General features: G+C 40.0%; 18 protein-coding genes and 1 pseudogene. 14 read left to right on the top strand and 5 right to left on the bottom strand.

The window, feature by feature from the left end; translation table 11 throughout:
* Positions 1-227 precede the first annotated feature (227 nt).
* Positions 228-2,066, bottom strand: coding sequence for a cation:proton antiporter domain-containing protein (locus MSBR3_RS04000; protein ID WP_048106596.1), 1,839 nt, complete (start codon positions 2,064-2,066; stop codon positions 228-230).
* Between the two features lie 240 nt (positions 2,067-2,306).
* Entirely contained in the window at positions 2,307-2,456 is a 150-nt protein-coding gene (locus MSBR3_RS19995) for a hypothetical protein (RefSeq protein ID WP_155396716.1), read from the bottom strand.
* A gap of 264 nt (positions 2,457-2,720) precedes the next feature.
* Between MSBR3_RS19995 and MSBR3_RS03995 the strand changes: the two genes are divergently transcribed.
* A complete protein-coding gene (locus MSBR3_RS03995) occupies positions 2,721-3,365 on the top strand; it encodes a hypothetical protein (RefSeq protein ID WP_048106594.1) in 645 nt (214 codons plus the stop codon).
* Here the strand turns inward: MSBR3_RS03995 and MSBR3_RS19990 are convergent.
* The gene (locus MSBR3_RS19990) at positions 3,340-3,597 is read right to left on the bottom strand and encodes a hypothetical protein (protein ID WP_155396715.1); all 258 of its coding nucleotides are present in this window, start codon (positions 3,595-3,597) and stop codon (positions 3,340-3,342) included. The genes MSBR3_RS03995 and MSBR3_RS19990 overlap by 26 nt on opposite strands.
* Before the next feature lie 370 nt (positions 3,598-3,967).
* Between MSBR3_RS19990 and MSBR3_RS03985 the strand changes: the two genes are divergently transcribed.
* The 3 genes from MSBR3_RS03985 to MSBR3_RS03975 all read left to right on the top strand — a co-directional run bounded on the left by MSBR3_RS03985 (position 3,968) and on the right by MSBR3_RS03975 (position 6,970).
* Complete coding sequence (locus tag MSBR3_RS03985) at positions 3,968-5,293, top strand: APC family permease (protein WP_230627765.1); 1,326 nt, start codon at positions 3,968-3,970, stop codon at positions 5,291-5,293.
* Between the two features lie 110 nt (positions 5,294-5,403).
* Positions 5,404-5,796 (top strand): SET domain-containing protein, encoded by a 393-nt coding sequence (locus MSBR3_RS03980; protein WP_048106590.1) that lies wholly within the window; start codon positions 5,404-5,406, stop codon positions 5,794-5,796.
* A 367-nt stretch (positions 5,797-6,163) separates the two neighbouring features.
* Entirely contained in the window at positions 6,164-6,970 is an 807-nt protein-coding gene (locus MSBR3_RS03975) for a hypothetical protein (RefSeq protein ID WP_048106588.1), read from the top strand.
* A 36-nt stretch (positions 6,971-7,006) separates the two neighbouring features.
* Here MSBR3_RS03975 and MSBR3_RS03970 read toward each other — a convergent pair whose 3' ends face one another.
* Both MSBR3_RS03970 and MSBR3_RS03965 read right to left on the bottom strand, forming a co-directional pair.
* Positions 7,007-7,465 carry a pyridoxamine 5'-phosphate oxidase family protein gene (locus tag MSBR3_RS03970; protein ID WP_048106587.1) on the bottom strand — a complete coding sequence of 153 codons (459 nt, stop codon included), beginning with the start codon at positions 7,463-7,465 and terminating at the stop codon, positions 7,007-7,009.
* A gap of 285 nt (positions 7,466-7,750) precedes the next feature.
* Positions 7,751-8,620: an alpha/beta fold hydrolase gene (locus tag MSBR3_RS03965; protein WP_048110011.1), complete on the bottom strand. Its 870-nt coding sequence runs from the start codon at positions 8,618-8,620 to the stop codon at positions 7,751-7,753.
* A gap of 770 nt (positions 8,621-9,390) precedes the next feature.
* Here MSBR3_RS03965 and MSBR3_RS03960 point away from each other — a divergent pair.
* The 10 genes and pseudogenes from MSBR3_RS03960 (at position 9,391) to MSBR3_RS03910 (ending at position 23,784) form a co-directional block, all read left to right on the top strand.
* On the top strand, positions 9,391-9,879 hold the full coding sequence (locus tag MSBR3_RS03960) for a MarR family winged helix-turn-helix transcriptional regulator (RefSeq protein ID WP_048106586.1): 489 nt from the start codon (positions 9,391-9,393) through the stop codon (positions 9,877-9,879).
* A 40-nt stretch (positions 9,880-9,919) separates the two neighbouring features.
* Positions 9,920-11,326: an MATE family efflux transporter gene (locus MSBR3_RS03955; RefSeq protein ID WP_048106585.1), complete on the top strand. Its 1,407-nt coding sequence runs from the start codon at positions 9,920-9,922 to the stop codon at positions 11,324-11,326.
* Between the two features lie 134 nt (positions 11,327-11,460).
* On the top strand, positions 11,461-12,414 hold the full coding sequence (locus MSBR3_RS03950; RefSeq protein WP_048106583.1) for an ABC transporter ATP-binding protein: 954 nt from the start codon (positions 11,461-11,463) through the stop codon (positions 12,412-12,414).
* A complete protein-coding gene (locus tag MSBR3_RS03945; protein ID WP_230627763.1) occupies positions 12,411-13,958 on the top strand; it encodes a COG1361 S-layer family protein in 1,548 nt (515 codons plus the stop codon). The genes MSBR3_RS03950 and MSBR3_RS03945 overlap by 4 nt, the downstream gene beginning before the upstream one ends.
* Positions 13,959-14,414: 456 nt before the next feature.
* A complete protein-coding gene (locus MSBR3_RS03940) occupies positions 14,415-15,644 on the top strand; it encodes an ABC transporter permease (RefSeq protein ID WP_048106582.1) in 1,230 nt (409 codons plus the stop codon).
* 1,409 nt (positions 15,645-17,053) lie between these two features.
* Positions 17,054-17,773: pseudogene (locus MSBR3_RS03935) on the top strand (ABC transporter ATP-binding protein); the annotation flags it as partial.
* Positions 17,774-18,078: 305 nt separating this feature from the next.
* Complete coding sequence (locus MSBR3_RS03930; RefSeq protein ID WP_048106581.1) at positions 18,079-19,482, top strand: COG1361 S-layer family protein; 1,404 nt, start codon at positions 18,079-18,081, stop codon at positions 19,480-19,482.
* Between the two features lie 35 nt (positions 19,483-19,517).
* Positions 19,518-20,768, top strand: coding sequence for an ABC transporter permease (locus MSBR3_RS03925; RefSeq protein ID WP_048110006.1), 1,251 nt, complete (start codon positions 19,518-19,520; stop codon positions 20,766-20,768).
* Between the two features lie 1,066 nt (positions 20,769-21,834).
* A complete protein-coding gene (locus MSBR3_RS03915; RefSeq protein WP_048106577.1) occupies positions 21,835-22,329 on the top strand; it encodes a MarR family winged helix-turn-helix transcriptional regulator in 495 nt (164 codons plus the stop codon).
* A gap of 48 nt (positions 22,330-22,377) precedes the next feature.
* Complete coding sequence (locus tag MSBR3_RS03910) at positions 22,378-23,784, top strand: MATE family efflux transporter (protein ID WP_048106576.1); 1,407 nt, start codon at positions 22,378-22,380, stop codon at positions 23,782-23,784.
* The last annotated feature ends 168 nt before the right edge of the window (positions 23,785-23,952 follow it).

Genomic DNA, 23,952 nt, shown 5'->3' with positions numbered 1-23,952 from the left:
AAACCAAGTGCTCTACAGCTTGCTAAATAATGCGCTAGCGCATCTTTGATTTTACCACGAAAAGTTTTGAAACTTTTCGTAATAGTAGCCCTACTTAACTATTAAAGATTTGAACTTCAGAAGTCCTATTTGCCTTTTGGAAATAAGTTCATAGGCTTATTTTTAAATATGCTTTAAACTTACCTGTACTCAAACTTACCTGTGCTTAAATTTAACTGTACTCAAACTTACCTGTATAGTATATCAGAAACACTCTTTTTTGTACCTTGCTCTCCAATAACCGTTACAATATCGTTATATTCAAGTTTCAGGCTATTATGCGCAATAATCGATTCGTTCCCCCGTCTTACCATTACCATAAGGCTTTTTTCCGGAAAATTAATTTCCCTTATGGCCTTTCCCACGACCTTTGGATTGGTGACTTTGATTTCCATAACATTGCCTTCTCCTCCTACTTCACATAATGAGAAAAGGTGATTTCTTCCAATCATACTGTCCATTACCACAGCAGTTGTCATGGTTGGGCTCATAGCAAGGATTCCCAGGTCCCAAAAAGCGTTAAGATTTTCCATATTATTTACTCTGGCGACCAGCTGGTCTCCTTTGAATCCAAATCTTGCCTTTGCAATCTGGCAAAACAGGAGATTTGTGTCGTCCTTTTTTGTGGTTACAACTGCATACTTGGTGTTTTTAATTCCGGCCTTTTTAAGAGTATTAACATCTGTTGCATTGCCCTGTATAGTCCTGATGCCTAATTCCATGCATTTGTTACATTCTTCTTCAGAGATATCTATAACTGTCACATTTTCTCCTCTTTTATCAAAGCGTTCAGCAAGAATCCGGCCTACTTTTCCTCCTCCGATAATCAAAATCCCCATAGGAATTACCTCCAGCATCTGAGCTACTCTTTTTGACATGCCTCCTGTCAGGAAGACAGTCACTATGACTGTCAGGAAGACTAAACCTACAATCGTTTGCCCTCCAGGCACTTTCATTTCATCCAATTTGATTGCAAAATAAGTTGCAATTGAAGCCGGAACTACTCCTCTTGGCCCCATGAATGATATGAAGAGTTTTTCATTGGTGCGGAGTTTTGAACTCCACATTGTGATAAAGACCGACATTGGGCGGACTAATAGAGCTATAAGTATAACTAACAAGATTCCTTTTATCCCGATATCCATGATATACCAGAACTTGATCATTGCTGCAAGCAGGACAAAGATCAAAGAGATCATTAAAGTTACCAGGTCACAGTTGAATTCCTTTATCATTTCTTTATAGGGAAATTCCAAAGTTCCCATAATAACTCCAAAAACTGCCAGTGCAAGGATTCCGGATTCATTGCCCATAATTTCTGACAGTACATAGCAGGCGAAGATCGAGATAAGAGTAATCAACCTGGCAGTCCTTCTGCTAATGGACGTGAGGGTTGTAAAAAACCAGTGGAGTGCAAATCCGCTCAATACTCCTATTAATAATCCAATTCCAAGCCTTTGAAGGATGAAGACTACCGCGCCTATTCTTGAAATCTCTGCTGCAATAAACTCAAAAACCACCGCAGTCAAGATCACACTTACAGCATCGTTTAAAACACTCTCAAGTTCCAGGATCTTGCCAACCTTATGTGAAACATGGAGATTCCGGATTATTGGACCAACAACACTGGGACCGGTTGCAGTAACCAGAGCTCCAAAAAGGGCAGCAATTTGAAGAGGAACATTTATGAGAAAGTATGTAAGTGTGGTAATCCCGAAAAAAGTAATTAAAACACCAATAGTGCTTAGTTTAAGAACGCTTTCCTGAACCCCCCTGAGTTGTTTTAAGTCAACCTGGAGCCCTCCATCGAAGACTATAACAGACACACAAATAGCTACAATGGCACTGAGCACGTCCATATAGAGAACAGGATTTAGTAGATTAAGAATTTCTGGCCCAACTATTACTCCTTCGATCAATAGAAAAATGATAACAGGAACCTGAAAATGATGGCTAAAGGTTTGTGCCAGAAGGGATAGAACGAGCAAGGCAATAACTATTTCCATTAAAAATATAGGATCAATCATTACATTCCCTAATTAATAATGCACATCTTAATTAAAAAATTTTTGGTGTTTCAATTGTCAAATTAATGACAAATTTGAGATGTATCTCATATCTCATATGTCAGATCTTGTATGTCAGATCTTGTATGTCAGATCTTGTATGTCAGATCTTGTATGTCAGATCTTGTATGTCAGATCTTGTATGTCAGATCTTGTATGTCAGATCTTGTATGTCAGATCTTGTATGTCAGGTCACATAACTTATGAAGAGGTTTCTGGCTTTTTCTTAAATGGGATTACAAGTTTATTGAGGTCAACAGGCTCGTATTGATAATATGCAACGTTGCTACTCATTGTTAAACAGAAATATCCGGAAGTTGCAGAAAGGTCATATTTGAAAGGATAGAGCATGGGTTAAGAGGTGCCTATTTTTCTTAAATAGTTTCCCCTCAGAAAGTGAAAGCTATTTCTTAAACTCCTTGATTAAGTTTTCCAGTTTTTTATGTAGGTTAGTTTTTTCACAACCGTTTAGCCTTGTATTAAATCAGTTCGTTGACATGAGCTAGTTTATTTACAATGGACAGTTTACGAATAATTTATAACGTCGATTGCTGAATCATTCGCAACAAACAGATTTATAAATTGCTTATCTTAATGGGTGTAAGAGGCGCTCTTATGATTGAAATGAAATTACACGGTACATACAATATCTATTATGCAATTCTTGGCATGCGAAACCCTATGAACTCCTGGCACCTAATGGACAGCAGTAAGCCTGATGAGGCAGGAAACTGCACGCTTGGAGAAAAAGACCTGAACCTGGCCCAGCGCCTGACCCTTGCAGGGAATGAGCACGGCAAGTTTTTAAGGTTCATTACGGTCTGTTTTGACCTTACAGCCCCAATTTACTGGTGGAAGGAATTTGATACCTACAAATTCGCAGAAAAGAACTCCACTTCAACGATGCACAAACTGACAAGCAGAGAGCTTACTCCTGATGATTTTTCTTTCGATACCCTGACAGAGTACAGAAATGACCAGATCCGACACCTGAACGACCTTATCAAAGAATACAAATCCCACGACGGAGACAGTGAAGAAGACAACGCGTACCGAAAAGCGATTTTCAGAGAACTCGTCCAGGACCTGCCAAGTGCATTTATGCAGAAAAGGACTGTCGTAACCAATTACGCTGAGCTCAGAAACATTTACTTCCAGCGCCGCAATCACAAGCTTGATGAGTGGAGGGAGTTTTGCACCTGGATGAAAGAGACTCTGCCGTATGCAGAAGAGCTTATCTGCGTGGAAAAGAAGGAATAAAAGGAATTTCACCGGAAATAATCTTTTTCAGCATCCCTGCTGGAAATAGATTGGTTTTTGAACCTTTGCTTGGAATAAATTTGATTTTAGAACCTTTGCTTGGAATAAATTTGATTTTAGAACCTTTGCTTGGAATAAATCTGATTTTAGAACCCCAGGCTCTCACCGGTCGTGCAGCCACGACCGGCTTTTCCCAAATTAAATTGAAAAATTTGAAAATTTGTTCTTTCAAATTTTATATTTCAGATATTACAGATTCTGACGTTTGACATTGAAGAGAATTTCGATAAACCCCAATTTATTGTGGTGATTTATAATATATAAGTAATTTCTTGAGATTAGAGGCTTACCGAAATTCTCTGAAATTATTGGATTTTTGAGATTGATTCCTATGTTTTTAAGGAGCTTATTAAAGGGGACTGTGGCACTCGCTGTCGCTAATTTGTACACCTAGACATATTTTTGTTTTTTCCGATGTTTGATTCTTTCCTTCTACTTACCATTTCAGAAAAATATATTTAGTATGTGTTTTAATTATCTGAAAGCCTGTTTGCGAACAAATAAATATACAGAACCTTTTACAGGTAGCCTAAGAGATAAAAATGACCGAACTTAAGAAAACGATTTCCTTCACTCGGGGTATGGGGCTTGCAATCTGCATGCTTATAGGTACAGGCATTCTTGCACTGCCAGGTTTGGCACTTGATGCAGGCACTGTCTATGAAGCAATCCTTGGCTGGTTCCTTATAGCAATTGTCGCAGTCCCTCTTATCGAAGTCTGCTCCAGCCTTGGCCTTAAATTTCCTTCAACAGCCGGACTTGCAGGTTATGCTGAAAAGGCTGTTGGGCCCTGGGGAGGATATGCGGTTTCCTACCTTGTGGGAGGTTCTTTCTTTTTCGGGCTTCCTGCGGTTGCCCTTATAGGCAGCGAGTATATGAAGCAGCTTTTCCAGCTGTCTGAGGCAGGAGCAGCCCTTTTTGCAATCCTGCTTGTAACCCTGATGTTTCTTTCGAACCTGGCAGGGATGAAGGTTATCTCTCTGATTAATTACGCAGCTCTGGCTGTCCTTTTCCTGCTAATAGGCCTGCTTATTGTCTTTAACCTTGATTTCCTGAACGCAGGTTTCGGGATTGCTAGCGAAGCTTTTAGTGGTAACGTGCATATAGACCTGCATAACACCTGGAAAGTTGCAGCTCTCCTTTTCTGGGCTTTTCTTGGTTGGGAAAACCTTTCTTTTTCCCTGGGAGAAATAAAAGATCCTGAAAAAAACGTACCTCGACTTTACTGGCTGAGTTTTGCCCTTGTGACCTCAACCTACCTCGTACTTGCCTTAATCAGCACGGGAGCCAGTGTTTCAGGCGCTTCCCTTCAGGGGGCAGCAGGGCTTTCCGGCCTTGTGCTTTTTACGCCGGGAGGAAAACTGCTGATCTGGCTCATGATAATAGTTATTGCAGCAAATGCCTGTTCATGGGACTTTACTGCAAGTCGCCTGCTTTATGCCGGAGGCAGGACAGGAATTTTTCCTGAGGTATTCGGAAAGCTTTCAAAAAGGAATATTCCTGTGCCCAGCCTGGTTGGGCTGTATGTACTTTCGATTTTCCTGATTCTCGGAAGTTATCTACTCAAAATTCCCGTGTCAGCTATGATGATGCTTGTAAACCAGAACTTTGTTTTCCTCTACGCCTTTATTATAATTGCCTACTGGAAAACCGAAAACGGCTGGAAGAAATGGATTTTTTCGACTCTTTCACTCGTGTCCCTGAGTTTTTTAGTCTCAGGGTTTACCTGGAAAATAGCTTATCCGATCTTTTTGATAGGCTTTGGATACTACAGATTTCTCAGGAGTGCAGGTGAAATTTCTACGTCCAAAATCCCTGCATCCGAAAACGAAATTGTACGCCGTGAAGATGGCTCGGGAAATCTCTAATCTGGTCAGGCATTGAATTAAAAGTTTGAAGGGAAACCTATAAGTTATATGTTTTCTCAAATAATAATACAGTTTCCGATATTTTTCTAATTTTGCAGGGACATGGTCATATGTTGTTCATAACTGTTAAAGACTCACCTGGGAGAGGGAGAGGTATATTTGCACAGCGAAATTTCAAAACAGGTGAGGTAATAGAAATCTGTCCTGTCATAGTTTTACCCACTGAAGAAATAGACGCACTTGAGCTTACCCAGCTCTACAATTATTACTTTGCGTGGGGTCCCGACTCAAAAGATGCAGCTATCGCGCTGGGCTATGGCTCCCTTTATAACCACTCGTACACTCCGAATGCAAGGTACTACAAAGATTTCGATAACAAACTTTTAAAATACGTCTGTATAAGAGATATTAAGGAAGACGAAGAAATCACAATAAACTATAACTGCGACCCTGAAGACAAAAATCCGGTCTGGTTTGATCTTGCAGGTCCGGAAGATATTTAAATTTAATTAAATATTTAAAGATTGGCGTTTTTTGAGACAAAAGAGTCATTTCCCGGCCTTTATATGTTTACAGACCTTTTTTCAGGCTTTTTCAGGTTTTTAGGCATTATAAGGCATTTTACAGGTTTTAATCTCTTTAAAACGTTTTTATCCTCTTTCTGGACATTTTGAAGCTTCTTTCAGGCTCTTTTTAGATTTTATCCTTTCAAACTCTTATCCTTAGGTTTTTTCCTGAAATTGTCTGGTACTAGCATGAAGGTTATATTTCTTCAGTACTTTATATTGAGAAAATGACCTTGCTGGATTTAATTCCTGACTTAATCGGAGGCCTGAAGTTTTTTAATTAACACACTGAAGGAGTTGGAAGTTGGAAAACGAGATATTCACTGTTTTTCGGTTAAGCCTGTTTGAGACCTTCTATGTCACAGGTTCTCTGATTCTTGTAGGAATAGTACTTGGCCTTCTTGAGAATCGAGCTAACTTTTACGTCCAGAGGACTTTTGGCAGGAAAGGAATTCTGGTTACAGCCTGGATAGGTACTCCTATTCACGAACTTGGCCACCTGCTGATGTGCTATGTGTTCAGGCACAAAATAACTAAACTCAAGCTGTTTTCCCGCAAGGAAAAAGACGGAACCCTTGGATATGTAAATCACAGCTGGAACCCAAAAAGCCTCTACCAGAATATAGGAAACTTTTTCATAGGCATGGGCCCGATCTTCAGCGGCACAGCAGCTCTTATCATTGGAATGCACTTGTTGCTACCGGATTCCTTTGCAAGGGTTGCCGACTACCTTACCCTTGAACCCGTCCAGCCTGACCAGTATATTTTGACAAAAATCTTCGCTCTTACTGCAGGCCTCTTTCAAAGCATATTTTCGTTAGAAAACCTGTTTTCTCTCAATTTCTGGATTTATTTTGCCCTGGCTATTGCAATCTCTTCACATATAGCCCTGAGCAAAGAAGACCTTAAAGGAGCAGGCAGGGGTTTTGTAACCATATTCTTTTTCATTTTGCTGATAAATTTTGTTGCCTTTGTTTTCAATGCTGATTTTTCCGGCCTTTTTGCGGAGATACTGACTCTAAACGTATATCTTGTTGCCTTTTCAATGATTTCGATTGTTTTTTCTTTAATCAGGCTGGTTTTAAGTGCTTTTGCTTATTATCTAATTTAAAGTTCCTTTAAAAATTTCGCAGCTATGATTCTCCCCTCAAAATCCATGCTGCTTTCCTGTCATTTCTTCAATCTCAATCTTAATTACACACAGCCTGTTAACTTTCCATTCTTCAAACTCAAAAGGTCCTTTTTTCCCGTAGTGCTCGGAAAGGATAGTAAGCCCTTCTACTTTTTCATTATAATCTTCAACAAACCGTGCTTGTCCATTCCCTACAACACTTCGGTAGCGGACGTTGTATTTGCATATATCTTCGGCAGTGACGATTTCAGCCTCGGCATCGGCTTCGAAAGCGACTCTAGGGTTCCTGTTAAGGATGCCTATCTTCTTGCCTTCGCTGGAACAGTGGAGATAAATTTTGTTATCTTTGTATCCGAAAGCCATAGGGATAATGTAGGGCTGGTCCGAGTCCGAGAGAGCGAGACGAAGGAACTTTGCCTTTGAGAGAATCTCTTCTATCTGCTGCTGATCCTGGATCAGATCTTTTCTTCCCATTCTTTTCACCTTAAAGAAATTCATTTTAATATAAAAGCCTGTAAATAAATAGTTACCCTTAGGATAAAAGTTACGCTGGCGCACCCTGCTGCAAGCAAGGATTATGTTCGCGCCACTGCTCCAAATTGTGTCAGAGAAAATAATAACCCTAAACAACTTAGTTTGAGCAGAAGTTAACAACCGAAAAATGGAATTGACAAATTATATAGTCATCAACGGTTACTGGGGAAGTTTCCTATCCCCGCAGCAAGCTAACGGGGTATTCGACTGAAATAAAAGGTCTTGTTATCCCAGAAATTTTAAAATATGATTATTTACCAGAGCAGGCTGTTCCATAGAGACAAAATGACTTGCATTCGGGACCAGTTTTGTTTCTACATTTGGTATCAATTGATTGACCTTCTCGATAGCAGCGAGAGGATCATAAATAACCTCATTTTCGCCGACAATAAAAAGTGTTGGAACATTGATTCCTCTTAGCTCAACCTCACTGAACACGTTGGTGAAAATGCTTTCATTAGGGGTAGGGTAGCGATAATGTTTTACACCACTTGCGAATTGCCTGGCAAACAATTTATTTGGGTGAAAACCCTTGTTAAAGAAACTCCTGAACGGGTTAGGTTTGATGGGTAAATAGGGGAGCGAACGGAGCAACAAAAGCACAGGCCAGCTGAATGGTAGAATTGAAGCTCCAGGCGCAAGAGCAACAATTTTGTTAATTCTATCCGGGAAAAATAAAGAAAAGTTGAGCGTATGCCACCCTCCATAAGATAATCCAATAATATTCGTTCTCTCTAAACCTAGTCCCTGCATTACATCACCCAGCCAATTAGCACAATCCTCTCTATTTCGGAGTAAAGTGGACTGATGGCTTTTTCCCGGTTCACCAATGATATCGATAGCATAAACACGAAAGGTGCTGCTTAAAGCGCCGATGTTTGGGAACCACATCGTGGAACTTGTGCCAGTAGCATGCAGCAAAATCAATGACGGAGATTCTTTCGATCCGCTCGCAATGACATGGGTAGTTCCGAAATGGGTTATTATGTCATTCTCTTCAAAAGGTACCGGCCAAAGTTTCAGGACAGCATCATAATCCAATATATACTCGGCTTCACCTTTTGAGCTTTTGAAAGAGGCTAGTTGGCTGGGCATTTTAAAACTTCCAGATTTTTGGAATATGTTGTTTGGGAAGGCAAACTGAATCAGGGTTAACATTTCCACAATGTATTGGATATGGGCAAATTCATTACAAACCTAAATTCATCGAAGTGGAGTTGTCATTATAGGGCGACAATCGAACCAGTGAGATTGTCTGATATTATGAAGATATATAAATTCACGATAGCAACTCACCAATGCGCTGCTCTCTTATTCTCAATATGTCCCTCACTGCCGGAAACAAAATAAAAGACCGGATTAAGCCCTAATTATACAAGGAATCAAATTTGAACCCAGGAACTCCTACGAAATCAGGCCTCAACCTAGAGCCTTTGACCTTATTGGCAATCCTTGCATCTCGAGATTGCAAATGAATAGCCTTTATTAACTTATTATAAACTTTAATATAAATTTTTTCTGTAAAGAAGTATTGAATTTAAAGTTAATATATTAAGAAACTTAGTTCGAGGGGTGCGGTTCGAAAGCACGAATTCCTACGAAACTAATACTGCAATTCTGAAGTAGGTTCTTAAACTTGACTTTTTTAATAGACCCGAAGATCATGGATTTTTTCCAAAAAATAAGAAACTAATTTTGGAATCGAAGCATTGGTCAGTTATTTTGCATTTAAGTTTAGTTTCATTCGGAACTATTATATACATCACAAGCCTATAGAGGTCGGACCAGTTCCATTTGTAACGATTTTTATAATAGTTTATTTAAAAAACAAGCCGTCCAGCTCATAAAATGTGAAGGATAAAATTATGGAAGACCAAAGAAAAGGAAACTTAAGAGAAACAGACCCAAGAGAAATATTAGGCCCTATTGCCTACATCTACAGGAGCCATCTGGCGTACATGGTAAAGGAACTTGAAGCTTACAGGGTCGGAAGCGGACAGTTTGAGTTTTTACTATTATTATACTACAAAGACGGAGTATCCCAGGAAACTCTTGCAAAGGAACTGAAGGTTAGCAAAGCAACAAGTGCCAGAGCAATTCAGAGTCTGGAAGAAGAAGGTTATGTTTACAGGGAAAGAGACGAAACCGACCTTCGAGCTTACAGGGTTTACCTGACTGATAAAGGAAAGGAAATGAGAGATATAATCTTTAAGAAGTTGACTGCTTTTACAGATATTCTCTTTTCGGGTTTTACCTTTGAAGAAAAAGAAATTTTCAGGCTTCTAATTCATAAAGCTGTGATTAAACTTTTTGAGCCTGGGTTTGAGCCTCCATCGGATAGGTCAGACGATTGAGGTAAAAAACGATCAAGGTAAAGACGATGGAGATTAAAATATGGATGAAAAAAGTGCTTTTCTTGGTACAGAGAACATAAGGAAGCTCCTGTTTAAGCTTTCAACTCCTATTGTTATCGGAATGCTGGTTCAGGCTATTTATAACGTAGTGGATACCTTTTTCGTGGGAATGGTCTACGGAGCAGATGACGTCCAGGCTATAGGCGGACTTTCAATAGCTTTTCCGATCCAGATGATGGTGATGGCTTTTGGAATTATGCTCGGAACAGGAGGTTCTTCCATAATTTCACGTGCCCTTGGAGCTCGAGAAAATGAAAAAGCCGAAAGAACACTTGGAAATGTTTTTTCCCTAAGTTTGATATTAAGCGTACTTATAGCCATTCCCTGCCTTTTGTATCTTAATCCGATTTTGAAGGTTTTCGGAGCAACTGCTGGAGTCCTGCCCTATGCCATAGATTACCTTAAATATATAATACTGGGAGGGACTGTCTTTGTCTTTGGGGTGGCTGTCCAAAATATTGTCCGATCTGAAGGAAATGCTCGCCTTGCAATGAATGCCATGCTTGTAGGAGGCGGCCTTAATATCTTCCTTGACCCGTTTTTTATGTTTGGTTTCGGAATGGGTGTAAAAGGAGCTGCAATTGCAACTGTAATATCACAGGCCATAGCTTCGGTCTGGCTCCTGTTGTACTACCTCAAAGGAAAAGGAGCTGTTCGTTTCAGGTCAGAAACCTTGAAACCCGATTTGGAAATTGTTAAGGAAATTGTGGCCATAGGCATTGGGTCTTTTGTAATGCAGTGCTCTAGCAGTTTCATGATGATTTTCGTGTTTAATGCACTTGCAACTTATGGAGGAGATGGCGCAATTGCCGTTTTTGGTGTAATAATAAAGGTTAACTCTTTCATTTTCATGTCCCTCCTGGGTATGGGCTTTGGCTTGCAGCCGATTGTCGGGTTTAATTACGGAGCAAAAAAATATGGCAGAATAGCAGAGGCTGTGAAATTATCGCTTGCAGCAACAACGGCTATTGGGATCCTTGGCCTGCTGATCATTTTACTTTTCAAAGAACAAATTCTCGGATTATTCAGTGCAGATCCGCAGTATCTGGAGATTGGAGAAAATGCTATAACGATAATGCTTCTGGGGATGCCTCTGGTAGGTATGAACGTTATCACATCAATCCTGTTCCAGGCCTTAGGAAAAGCCAGGCCAGCCTTCCTTCTTTCAATTAGCCGGCAGCTTCTTTTCCTTATCCCTCTTGTTACCCTCCTTCCCAGGTTCTATCAACTCAACGGAGTTTGGGCGGCTTTTCCGGTATCGGACTTTCTGGCGTTTCTGCTTTCCGGGTTCCTGCTTCTCAGGGTCTATAAAATTTTCAAAGAATATAAAGAGTCTTTAAAAACAGCCACAGGGTCTGAAACTGCAGATCAAATATCTTCCATCTAATATCTCATAAAAGATGTTCAGACCATACCACAAGACTGTTAACGAAAGCAATATAATATGCATAAAAATATAATTGGATTTATGTTCATTAAAAAAGCTTATCTCAGACATGACTAAGCTTTTAGAGGGTAAGTATGACACTTAGTGAAATACTAGATTCTTTTAAAACAAAGCTTAGCCCCTCGAAATTTATAGACTCACTCGAAAAAAAGGCGAGTTTCTATGATGAATCTCAAAATGATTCCGAGGGAAATACTTTGGAGGAGAATCTGAAAAATAACCCATATCTTAATTCTGGAAATAATTCCGGAAATAATTCTGCTGAAAGCTCTAATGGTATAAAGATATCAAAAAATAAAGACGAGCCTCTTATCAAACTGACCGATGTCTGGAAAATCTATCAGATGGGGGAGGTCGAGTTTGCAGCCCTGAAAGGAATAAACCTGGAAATTTACGAAGGGGAATTTCTGATTATTCTCGGGCCTAGCGGAAGTGGGAAGAGTACAATGATGAACCTGCTGGGCTGCCTGGATATACCATCAAAAGGCACTGTTTCCCTGAACTCAAAAGACATCTCAGAGCTTGACGAATCTGAACTTGCCATAATCCGAGGAAAAATGATTGGTTTCATATTCCAGAGTTTCAACCTCCTTCCCACTCTGAGCACGGAAGAAAACGTGCTTTTACCTATGGAATTCCAGGAAGAAAATCGACAAATAGCCCGACAAAAAGCCTCTTATTTGCTTGATATTGTCGGACTCTCAAATAAAAAAGGAAATCTTCCTTCCCAGCTTTCAGGAGGCCAGAGGCAGAGAGTTGCAATAGCTCGTTCCCTAGCTGTAAACCCGCCTATAATCCTTGCAGATGAGCCTACAGGAAATCTGGACACCAAGACAGGGGACTACATTCTGGATTTTCTGGACGAGCTGCATGCAAGAGAAGGCAAGACTATCATCATTGTTACTCATGACATCGAGCTTGTAAGATATGCAACAAGAGTAGTGTATATTAGAGATGGTGAAATCGAAAAAATTGAAAAATGTCAGAAAAATGAATGTCAGAAAAATGAACATGAGGAATTAAAATGAAAAAGCTCTCTTTGATAACATTAATGCTGTTGTTCTCTTCTGCATTTATATGCCTTGGAGTCGGAACAGCACTCGGCGCAGCAAATGTTGATACAAATTCCTCGTCTATGCAGACAAATTTAACTAACCAAAGCTCTGGTATATACCTGGGAGCTGACACATCACTTAACGCATCAAATGGGAATATAAGTTCTTCATCTGTGCAGGAAAACGTAACTAATCAAAAATCGAATACGGTTAGATCCGGAACAACACTTAGTGCATCAAACGGAAATATAAATTCTGCAGCTGTACAGGTAAGTGTAACTAATCAAAGCCCTGACGCTGCGCGACCTGGAGAACCTGTTGAACTTACTCTCAGTGTGCAGAATATAGGGAACAATGACCTCAAAGACATAAAGGTTGCACTCAATCCGGAATATCCTTTCAGTAAACTTTCCGGAGAAGACCTTGAAAAGAGCATCTCTTATCTAAATGCGAGACAGGATGATGATGATGCTGGAGTCCTGAAATTCAAACTCATGACCGATGCCAACGCGTCGGAAGGCACTTATGATCTTGATATTGTCACCACTTATAAGAGTGGGTCCAGATCTTCAGAAAGGACTTACACAACAACAAAAACAATTCAGTTAGAGGTTCAAGGTAAAGAATATGCTCAGGTTGTAACCGTAAGTAAGGCTGATATTGATATCGCAAAGGAAGAACCTCTTGAATTTATTGTGACAAACACGGGAACTTCCCCGCTGAAAAACCTGGTTTTCTCATGGAATGATCCGAAAGGAGTGGTTTTACCTGTATACTCCGACAACACAAAACATATTAAGTATCTGGAAGCGGGTCAATCCGTAAAAGTCGACTATACCGTAATGGCAGATGTAAGCGCTACTCCAGGACTTTATACCTTGAATGTTAACCTCTCGTATGAAAACTCGGACTCCAATTCGAAAAATATTCAGACTACAGCAGGACTTTTTGTAGGAGGAACAACGGATTTCGATGTTTCATTTTCGGAAAGTAGTGCTGGAGAGACTTCCTTTTCAGTTGCAAATGTAGGCAATAACATAGCATATGCCGTAAAAGTATCCATTCCAGATCAAGATGGGTACAAAATCTCAGGAAGTTCGTCAACAATTGTAGGAAATCTGGAGAAAGGAGATTACACAATTGCTTCGTTTGATGTTTCAAATTCACAGGGTGGTGCAGGAGGAAACACAACCGGAGATGGCCCGGGAACTCCTCCAGATTCTTCGCAAGCTGGTGATAACGACGCAAGCTCAAATTCTATAGGTTCCTCCGATCCACTGAAGGTCCAGATTGAGTACACGGATGCAAAAGGGGAAAGGGAAACCGTTACTAAAGAAGTTAATCTCGAAACTACAACATCAGAAAATATGACCGCACAGGGATCAAGAGGGTCAGGCAACAAGAGTAATGGATTTGGGGCACACCTATCCTATATTGTGATACTAGCACTTGCAGGAGGGTTATTCGTATACAGAAAGAAAATCCAGGAAAAACTGCAGAAAAGAAAAAATAAGTAATCCGAGAACAAAGCCTGAAAACCCAAAGGTCCGAACAAGGCAGCATCATAAAAAATAACATCACTAACAAACAGAAGACGTAGGATGAAAAATAAGCCTTTTTAAAAAACTGCTTGCCCGCAAGCCTTTTAATAAAAGGCTTGAGCGAAAACGACGAGTTAACATTTGGATTTGAGAGCCTTAGCCCCAATCCCTATAGGCGTGATCACAAGCCTTTTTAAAAAAGGCTTGAGTGAAAACCTCAGTAACGTTTGAATTTGAAAAAACTTAGCCCCAAACCCTATAGGCGTGATCACAAGCCTTTTCAAAAAAGGCTTGAGCGAAAATCACTGCTAAATCTAAAACATCGCGACGGCGTGATCAACCGGCGCAACGGTTGCGGGTCAACGGTTGGTTCTCAGCAGCCAAGTAAGGTGCGATAAAAAGACTTAAGAAAAAATAACGGAAGGATGCAAGATGAGAAACTCGACCTATCTGAAAATGGGTCTAAACATGCTTTTGCATAGTAAACTGCGAAGCTGGCTGACCATTATCGGGATAGTTATAGGAGTGGGATCTGTAGTTGGAATCATCTCTCTGGGAGATGCTATGCAGGCAAACGTACAGAGTAAGCTATCCGATCTGGATCTGACAACGATAACAATAAGCCCAGGGTATACTAAGGCATCATCCAACATGCGTGGCCCTGGTATGGGGGGGGGTGTATCAACAGATGCAGAATTAACGAAAGATGATATTAACGCGCTTCGAGGCCTGGATAGTATACAATATATTGAAGGAGAAATTTCAGGCAGAGAAGAAGTCAAATATGTAGGACAAAACGCGACCCTTCCAATCACAGGTGTTGATCCTCAAGTCTGGAGATATATGACTACCCTGAAAACGCAATCAGGAAGATTACTTGAACCAGCTGATAAGAATGTTGCAGTCATAGGAAGTAGTGTTGCCAGCGAAATTTATGACCAGAATATCGGGGTTAACCAGGTAATAACCGTAAACGGCAAAGCAGTGCGCGTTGTTGGAATCCTGGAAGAAGAAGGCATGGGGGGCGACTCAAGGATCTACATGCCAATAGATGGAGCAGTGGACCTTGTTACGGATGCGAAAAGAGATGTTTATGATAGCATATCTGTAAAAGCCAAGAGTGAAGATCAGGTAGAGGAATTGACTACAGAAGTCGAAAAAAAGCTTATGGTCTCAAGGCACATTAATAAGGAAGATGATAGAGACTTTTCCGTAACAGCGTCAAAATCGTTGGCGGATTCGGTTACTGAAATGATGAGTTCAATGACTCTCTTCCTTGGAGCTATCGCAGCTGTATCTCTGCTTGTAGGAGCTGTCGGGATTGCAAATACCATGTTTACCTCGGTCCTTGAAAAGACAAAGGAAATAGGAACTATGAAAGCCATTGGAGCGAAAAATCGGGATATCCTTATGATTTTCCTTTTCAATTCTGCAATGGTGGGTCTTGTTGGTGGTATCCTCGGAATTATTCTGGGATCCTTTGTTTCATCTGGTCTTCAAATGATGGTAGGAGGCGATATGGCTGGAGGAGGTGGTGGAGTAAGCTTTTCTTTGATGCTTGAAGGTCTTTCTCTTGCAGTTTTGATAGGTGTGGTCTCCGGAGTAGTACCAGCGTACAGGGCCTCAAAACTAAAGCCTGTGGATGCATTAAGGTACGAATAAAATGAAAAGGAAGGAATAACAGAAAAGAGAGGAACAAACAGAAAAGGAAGGAATAACAGAAAAGAGAGGAACAAACAGAAAAGGAAGGAATAACAGAAAAGAGAGGAACAAACAGAAAAGGAAGGAATAACAGAAAAGAGAGAAATAAACAGGAACGGGAGGGACGACTTCTTGTTCTTATTTCCTGCCTTAATGGAATAACAGCGACTTTCTGCTAACAAGGAAAAAAGGTTATGGCGTGAATTTTGAAAACCATAACCGTTAAAAACTTTTTTATGTTTTTAAAAAGTGACATTGCTTGTTTTCCAAAGTTGGCCTGACTTGTGTCTCCTATATCTTTATCCGGCAATTGAGACCTGACTTAACACTAGACAGGCATCTTGAAATTCTAATTGCAGGAGCATCTTTGTTTTTGGAGCAGCCATTCGGAATATTTATCAGATGAGAGAGACAGCTCTTATGTTAAGCCTGAAGCTCCTTTTGAATAAAATTTCAGTAAAATAATACTTTATTGAGACTTTATTCGCCTTTTATAGAGTAATTAAAGATTAAATTTAGTAAATATATTCTAGAAAAGCTTCATTGATAAATTAATTCTCTAGATTTTTCTTATTTTTAGCTAAGTATGCTTATATTATTAAACGCCAATGAAGGAATCGGCTGCCTCTAATCCTGTTGAGAGGCTAGAAGACAAAATGCTCTATCTTAGATAGGTGTTCAGTCCCATCTCAGACACCCATCTCAGACAGGTGTTCAACCCCGTATAAGAGTTGCTCAATTTGGTAAATTACAATGGAAAAGGAAACTGAAAAGGAACATCCAACATAACCTCGCCACTAGGAACTTCAAGCCTATCGCTTGAAAATCAGGTGTTCCCCATTGTAATAAGGAAAGGGGGCAGCCAGCAAAAAACCCGCACTCCAGAAATGAGGCATTATGCATTTCGCTGTGGCCTCAAAAACGAATCGAACCACAGGGTCTAGTTGGACCATATAAATGGTCTGATTAGACCGATTATACCTATACAATAGCCTAAGAAGATAACCCATAAAACTTGACAATTAATATCGGTATGACAATATAATTGTAGTCTTAAAAATTTATCAAAGAACGTTTTGACTGCATCATAAAACAAGTCACGGAAACGATGGAAACATGCATTATAAGAAAAACTCAAGCAACCTTAAAAAGGTTAAGCTCAAAAACGACTAACTTTTAGAGGTTTTATAATGGCACTCACTGGAATAATAGATTCTCTTAAAACGGCATTGAATTCCTCAAAAATGATGAACTTTCTTGAAGGGGCAGCGAGTTTCTCTGATCCATCCGAAGAGGATTCAGAAGGGAATCTGAAAATCAATCCATACTTAAATTCCGGAAATGGTGTTGCTGACAGTTCCAATGCGGTAATGATCTCTCAAAACAAAGACGAGCCTCTTATCAAACTGACCGATGTCTGGAAGATCTATCAGATGGGAGAGGTCGAGTTTGCAGCTCTTAAAGGAATAAACCTGGAAATTTACGAAGGGGAATTTTTGATAATTCTCGGACCCAGCGGAAGTGGGAAGAGTACGATGATGAACCTGCTTGGCTGCCTGGATATCCCATCAAAAGGCACGGTTTCCCTGAATTCAAAAGACATCTCAGAGCTTGACGAGTCTGAACTTGCCATAATCCGAGGAAAGATGATTGGTTTCATATTCCAGAGTTTTAACCTCCTTCCCACTCTGAGCACGGAAGAAAACGTGCTTTTACCCATGGAATTCCAGGAAGAAAATCGACAAATTGCCCGACAAAAAGCCTCTTATTTGCTTGATATTGTCGGACTCTCAAATAAAAAAGGAAATCTTCCTTCCCAGCTTTCAGGAGGACAGAGACAGAGAGTTGCAATAGCTCGTTCCCTGGCTGTAAACCCGCCTATAATCCTTGCAGATGAGCCTACAGGAAATCTGGACACCAAGACAGGGGACTACATTCTGGAATTTCTTGATGGACTGCAGAAAAGTGAAGGTAAGACTATCATTATTGTTACTCATGACATCGAGCTTGTAAGATATGCAACAAGAGTAGTGTATATTAGAGACGGTGAAATCGAAAAAATTGAAAAACGTCAGAAAAATAGTCAAGGTTCGAAAAGTGAAGCAAATACGGAAAATGAACTAAATACAGAAAACGAACCAAACAAAGAAGATAAAACAAGTGCAGAAAATCAGTTCAACGCAGAGAAAGAGCCAAACACAGAAAATACACTGAGTTCAGAAAACCAATCAAACGCAGAAAATAAACCAAACACAGACAACGAACTAAACATAGAAAATGAACCAAACGTGGAAAATAAAATAAGTGCAGAAGATGAACCAATTATAAAAACGAACCAATTATAAAAAATGAACCAAGTATAAAAAACGAATCATATCTGGATTGAGGAATTAAAATGAGAAAATTCTCTTTGTTAACATTTTTACTACTGCTTTCAACGTTCCTATGCCTGGGAGTTGGCACAGCATTTGGCGGATCAAATGGGAATATAAACTCTGCCGCTGTGCAGGTAAATGTAACTAATCAAAACCCTGATACTGCCCGTCCCGGCGAACCTGTTGAACTTACTCTCAGTGTGCAGAATATAGGAAACGATGACCTCAAAGACATAAAGGTTGCACTCAATCCGGAATATCCTTTCAGTAAACTTTCCGGAGAAGACCTTGAAAAGAGCATCTCTTATCTAAATGCGAGACAGGATGATGATGATGCTGGAGTCCTGAAATTCAAACTCATGACCGATGCCAACGCGTCGGAAGGCACTTATGATCTTGATATTGTCACCACTTATAAGAGCGGATCCTCGTCAAACACGATTACAACTACGAAAACAATTCAGTTAGAGGTTCAAGGTAAAGAATATGCTCAGGTTGTAACCGTAAGTAAGGCTGACATTGATATCGCAAAGGAAGAACCTCTTGAATTTATTGTGACAAACACGGGAACTTCCCCGCTGAAAAACCTGGTTTTCTCATGGAATGATCCGAAAGGCGTGGTTTTACCTGTGTACTCCGACAACACAAAACATATCAAGTATCTGGAAGCGGGTCAATCCGTAAAAGTCGACTATACCGTAATGGCAGATGTAAGCGCTACTCCAGGACTTTATACCTTAAACGTGAACCTCTCGTATGAAGATGCTGACTCTAACTCGAAAAATATTCAGACCACAGCAGGACTTTTTGTAGGAGGAACAACGGATTTCGATGTTTCATTTTCGGAAAGTAGTGCTGGAGAGACTTCCTTTTCAGTTGCAAATGTAGGTAATAACATAGCATATGCCGTGAAAGTATCCATTCCAGATCAAGATGGGTACAAAATCTCAGGAAGTTCGTCAACAATTGTAGGAAATCTGGAGAAAGGAGATTACACAATTGCTTCGTTTGATGTTTCAAATTCACAGGGTGGTAATTCACAGGGTGGTGCAGGAGGAAACACAACCGGAAATGGCCCGGGAACTCCTCCAGATTCTTCGCAAGCTGGTGCTAACAACGCAAGCTCAAATTCTATAGGTTCCTCCGATCCACTGAAGGTCCAGATTGAGTACACGGATGCAAAAGGGGAAAGGGAAACCGTTACTAAAGAAGTTAATCTCGAAACTACAACATCAGGAAATATGACTGCAGCAGGAGGGCCGGGCGGTCCAGGTAATAGGGCTGGGGTCGGTTCGTACCTACCGTACATCGGACTGCTTGTCCTTGCAGGCGGAATATTCGTTTATCGCAAGAAGATACATGAAAGGATACAGGCAAGAAAAGGTAAACAATCCGAGTACAAAAAACCTGATTCGGAGGTCTGAAAGAACACGCTACTAGCCGAATGGAAGGATGCAAAATGAGACAATCAACATACCTGAAAATGGGTCTGAACATGCTTGTTCACAGTAAACTCCGAAGCTGGCTGACCATTATCGGGATAGTTATAGGAATCGGATCTGTTGTCGGCATCCTCTCCCTCGGGGATGCTATGCAAGAGCAGGTTCAGAGCAGGCTTGCCGAGATGGATCTCACAAAAATAACCATAAGTCCAGGATACTCCAAGGCATCATCGAATATGCCCGGAGGCCCAGGAGGTGAAGGAAGAGGGGGAGGTACGACAACGGATGTCGAATTAACGGATACGGACATTGCAGCACTTCGAGGATTGAATAATATATCATACATAGAAGGAGAGATTAGCGGTAGTGTGCCAGTGATATATGCAGCGCAAAATGCAACCCTTTCAATCACAGGTGTAGACCCACAGGTCTGGCAGTATATGACTACACTAAAAACACAATCAGGAAGATTGCTTGAACCTTCTGATAAGTATGTTGCAGTTATCGGAAGCGGTGTTGCAAGTGGAATTTATGACCAGGATATCGGAGTTAATCAGGTAATAACCGTAAACGGTAAAGCCGTGCGCGTTGTTGGAATCCTGGAAGAAGAGGGTGAAGGTGACAGACATATTTACATGCCTATCGATGGAGCAGTAACCCTGATCGATGATGCACAAAATGGTGTTTATGATTCCATTGCTGTAAAAGCTAAGAGTGAAGATGCAGTAGACAACCTGACAGAAGATATCGTGGATAAGCTCATGATCTCAAGGCACATTGTCAATGATGATGATAGAGACTTTTCGGTATCAGCTTCTAAATCTATGGCTGAGTCCGTAACTGAAATGACGAGTTCAATGACTCTGTTCCTCGGTGCCATTGCAGCAGTGTCCTTGCTTGTAGGAGCTGTCGGTATTGCAAATACCATGTTTACCTCAGTCCTTGAAAAGACAAAGGAAATCGGAACTATGAAAGCCATTGGGGCAAAAAACAGGGATATCCTCATGATTTTCCTCTTTAATTCCGCAATGGTTGGTCTTGTTGGTGGTATCCTTGGAGATATTCTGGGAGCTTGTGTTTCAACTCTCTTCCCTCTGCTTGGTTTGCAGATGATGGGAGGAGGGGGAGGTAGTTCAGGTTTATACCTTGCTCCTGATCTAATGGTCATGGGACTTCTCCTGGCAGTTTTGATAGGTGTGATTTCAGGAGTGATCCCTGCGTTCAGGGCTTCAAAGTTAAAACCAGTTGATGCACTAAGATACGAGTAAACGGAAAAGAAAGGAAGAATGGAAAAGAAAGGAAGATGGAAAAGAAAGGAAGATGGAAAAGAAAGGAAGATGGAAAAGAAAGGAAGATGGAAAAGAAAGGGTTAATTTCCTTTCTTAACTTCCTGCTTTTTTGGTATTGAGGTTTTGTGAAAAATAATCTTACTGCCTCGACACTGTTTGTTTACTGTCTCAACACTGTTTGTTTACTGTCTCAACACTGTTTGTTTACTGTCTCAACACTGTTTGTTTACTGTCTTGACACTATTTGTTTACTGACTTATTTAAAATGGGGATGACTGGAGAGAAAGAGTTGAGCAAAAAGATCCAAATTTTGCTGTTGTTGGGAATCTTATTAGTTATCATAGGCATACTCCTGAAAATTACAATAAACCCATTTTTTTGGGGTACAGGGACTGTAACTGCATTATTCGTGATCTTGCTTTTCAGAATAGATCCTCTAAGTCCGGGAGGTAAAGATTGAATTTTCATCATTTAGCATTTGTACGAACATTTGTAAATTGATATTTAAAATTTGGTTTCATAAGCAACTGAGGTACGTTTTTTAATCTATGAAATTAAATTAATTTTCATATTCTACAGATACACACAAATATGAACTTTTATTGATTTATTTCCTTGTTTCTTGGAAGATTAATTATTTAAACCAAAGATATTAATGGCTAAGGGTATTGTTTTGTATAATTTTATATGACAGAAAACAATTACTGAGCACTATAACTTTATCAATAGATTAATTCTTGCTATTCATTAGGTTCAGATTTTTTGATTTAGTGGGTAATTCGTTTTTATATTATTTTCGTCTCATGCGAAACTATTAAATACTCATAAACCTATTAAGCCGTTGATAGTCTCATATGGAACGATTTAATGTATATATTCAATATCAACACAAATCTTCCAAACTAATAAAAGTGAATTACAGGTTTATATAAAATCTAAAAATAAGCTCTTCCAGGCATTAAATCTGTTTTATATGCAACTATCACTTCGATATATTCAATTTCAATATTGATCATTCAGTTCCTGAAATGTGAAGGATAAATTTATGGGAAGTTTTAGAGAAGTAGACTTAAAGGAAATAGACCCTAGAGAAATATTAGGTCCGATTGCTCACATCTACCGGAGCAATGTGGCATACATGGCAAAGGAACTTGATGCTTACGGGGTTGGAAGCGGACAGTTTGAGTTTTTACTGTTTTTGTACCACAGAGATGGAATATCCCAGGAAACTCTTGCAAAAACCCTGAAAGTTAGCAAAGCAACAAGTGCCAGAGCAATCCAGAGTCTGGAAACAGAAGGTTACGTTTACAGGGAAAGAGACGAAAGTGACCTTCGAGCTTACAGGGTTTACCTGACTGATAAAGGGAAGGAAATGAGAGATATAATTTTTAAAAAGCAGACTTCTTTCATATCTATTCTTTTTTCGGATTTTACTTTTGAAGAAATTGAGATTTTCAGGCTGCTTATTCATAAAGCTGTGATTAAACTCTTTGAGCCTGGGTTTGAGCCTCCATCGGATAGACCTGATGACATGAAGTAAAAACGGTTGAGATGAGAACATAGATGAAAAACGGATGAGATGAAAAATATGGATGAAAAAAGTGAATTTCTTGGCAAAGACAATATAAGAAAGCTCCTGTTTAAACTTTCAGTTCCCATTGTCATCGGACTGCTGGTACAGGCTATCTATAATGTTGTGGACACTTTTTATGTGGGAATGGTCTATGGAGCAGACAGTGTTCAGGCCATAGGCGGACTTTCCATAGCTTTTCCGGTTCAGATGATAATAATGGCTTTTGGAATTGTTCTGGGGACAGGAGGTTCTTCCATAATTTCACGTGCCCTTGGAGCTCGAGAAAGTGAAAAAGCCGAAAGAGTTCTTGGAAATGTCTTTTCCCTGAGTTTGGTCTTAAGCGTACTTATAGCCATTCCCTGCCTTTATTATCTTGATCCGATTTTGAAGGTTTTCGGGGCAACTGCTGGAGTTCTGCCCTATGCCAGAGATTACCTGAAATATATAATACTGGGAGGAACTGTCTTTGTCTTTGGGGTGGCTGTCCAAAACATTGTTAGATCCGAAGGAAATGCTCGTCTTGCAATGAATGCTATGATTTTAGGAGGCGGCCTCAATATTTTCCTTGATCCGGTTTTCATGTTTGGTTTCGGGATGGGTGTAAAAGGAGCTGCAATTGCAACCGTAATATCACAGACAATAGCTTCGATCTGGCTTCTGCTATACTATATTCAAGGAAAAGGAGCTGTACGCTTCAGAGCCGAAACCTTGAAACCAGATCTGAAAATCATTAAAGAAATCGGGGCTATTGGTACCGGATCTTTTATAATGGAATGCTCAAACAGTGTCATGATGATTTTTGTGTATAATGCACTTGCAACTTATGGAGGAGATGTTGCAATCGCCGTTTTTGGTGTAGTAATGAAGATTAATTCCTTCATTTTCATGACCCTCCTGGGTATGGCTTTTGGTCTGCAACCGGTTGTCGGGTTCAACTACGGAGCAAAAAAATATGAACGGATAGCCGAAGCTGTGAAATTATCTCTCATAGCAACAACGACCGTTGGGCTTCTTGGATTGGTTATTATTTATTTCTTAAAAGAACAACTTCTCGGGTTATTCAGTACAGATCCGGAATATCTGGAGCTTGGGAAAAACGCTATAATGATTATGTTGCTCGGAACGCCTTTGATAGGTATGAATGTAATTACTTCAACCCTTTTTCAGGCCCTGGGAAAAGCAAAACCCGCTTTCCTTCTTTCCATTAGCCGACAGCTCCTCTTTCTGATTCCTGCTGTTGTTCTACTTCCTCAGTTCTATCAACTGAACGGAGTATGGGCAGCTTTTCCGGTATCGGACTCACTTGCCTTCATGCTTTCCGGGTTTATGCTTTTTAGGATATACAGGATCTTCAAAGAAAGTAAATACTCTTCAAAAACGGATGCAGGATCCGAAACTGCAGAGAAAATATCTTCAGTCTAATAATTTAGTCTGACAGTTTGTAAAAGCTGTCCAGACAATGGTAAACAGCTCTTAAGGAATAAGGTTTGGAAATTAAATGAAAAAGAAAGAGAGGAGATACTAATCCTTTTTAATTAGTTTTCTCTTAATAACTCTTTTTCAATTAACCTTTTCTTAATAACATTTTTT

The organism is Methanosarcina barkeri 3 (assembly GCF_000970305.1).
GTDB lineage: Archaea > Halobacteriota > Methanosarcinia > Methanosarcinales > Methanosarcinaceae > Methanosarcina > Methanosarcina barkeri_A.
Note: the sequence above shows the minus strand (reverse complement) of the source record. Positions and strands in the feature narration are given on the sequence as shown.

What these genes read in the sequence shown, in the direction of transcription:
- MSBR3_RS03925 (WP_048110006.1), top strand. Translation starts at nt 19,518, where the DNA reads ATGAGACAATCAACATACCTGAAAATGGGTCTGAACATGCTTGTTCAC.
- MSBR3_RS03940 (WP_048106582.1), top strand. Translation starts at nt 14,415, where the DNA reads ATGAGAAACTCGACCTATCTGAAAATGGGTCTAAACATGCTTTTGCAT.
- MSBR3_RS03915 (WP_048106577.1), top strand. Translation starts at nt 21,835, where the DNA reads ATGGGAAGTTTTAGAGAAGTAGACTTAAAGGAAATAGACCCTAGAGAA.
- MSBR3_RS03910 (WP_048106576.1), top strand. Translation starts at nt 22,378, where the DNA reads ATGGATGAAAAAAGTGAATTTCTTGGCAAAGACAATATAAGAAAGCTC.
- MSBR3_RS03985 (WP_230627765.1), top strand. Translation starts at nt 3,968, where the DNA reads ATGACCGAACTTAAGAAAACGATTTCCTTCACTCGGGGTATGGGGCTT.
- MSBR3_RS03945 (WP_230627763.1), top strand. Translation starts at nt 12,411, where the DNA reads ATGAAAAAGCTCTCTTTGATAACATTAATGCTGTTGTTCTCTTCTGCA.
- MSBR3_RS19995 (WP_155396716.1), bottom strand. Translation starts at nt 2,456, where the DNA reads ATGCTCTATCCTTTCAAATATGACCTTTCTGCAACTTCCGGATATTTC.
- MSBR3_RS03970 (WP_048106587.1), bottom strand. Translation starts at nt 7,465, where the DNA reads ATGGGAAGAAAAGATCTGATCCAGGATCAGCAGCAGATAGAAGAGATT.
- MSBR3_RS03950 (WP_048106583.1), top strand. Translation starts at nt 11,461, where the DNA reads ATGACACTTAGTGAAATACTAGATTCTTTTAAAACAAAGCTTAGCCCC.
- MSBR3_RS03980 (WP_048106590.1), top strand. Translation starts at nt 5,404, where the DNA reads ATGTTGTTCATAACTGTTAAAGACTCACCTGGGAGAGGGAGAGGTATA.
- MSBR3_RS04000 (WP_048106596.1), bottom strand. Translation starts at nt 2,066, where the DNA reads ATGATTGATCCTATATTTTTAATGGAAATAGTTATTGCCTTGCTCGTT.
- MSBR3_RS03960 (WP_048106586.1), top strand. Translation starts at nt 9,391, where the DNA reads ATGGAAGACCAAAGAAAAGGAAACTTAAGAGAAACAGACCCAAGAGAA.
- MSBR3_RS03955 (WP_048106585.1), top strand. Translation starts at nt 9,920, where the DNA reads ATGGATGAAAAAAGTGCTTTTCTTGGTACAGAGAACATAAGGAAGCTC.
- MSBR3_RS03965 (WP_048110011.1), bottom strand. Translation starts at nt 8,620, where the DNA reads ATGCCCAGCCAACTAGCCTCTTTCAAAAGCTCAAAAGGTGAAGCCGAG.
- MSBR3_RS03995 (WP_048106594.1), top strand. Translation starts at nt 2,721, where the DNA reads ATGATTGAAATGAAATTACACGGTACATACAATATCTATTATGCAATT.
- MSBR3_RS03930 (WP_048106581.1), top strand. Translation starts at nt 18,079, where the DNA reads ATGAGAAAATTCTCTTTGTTAACATTTTTACTACTGCTTTCAACGTTC.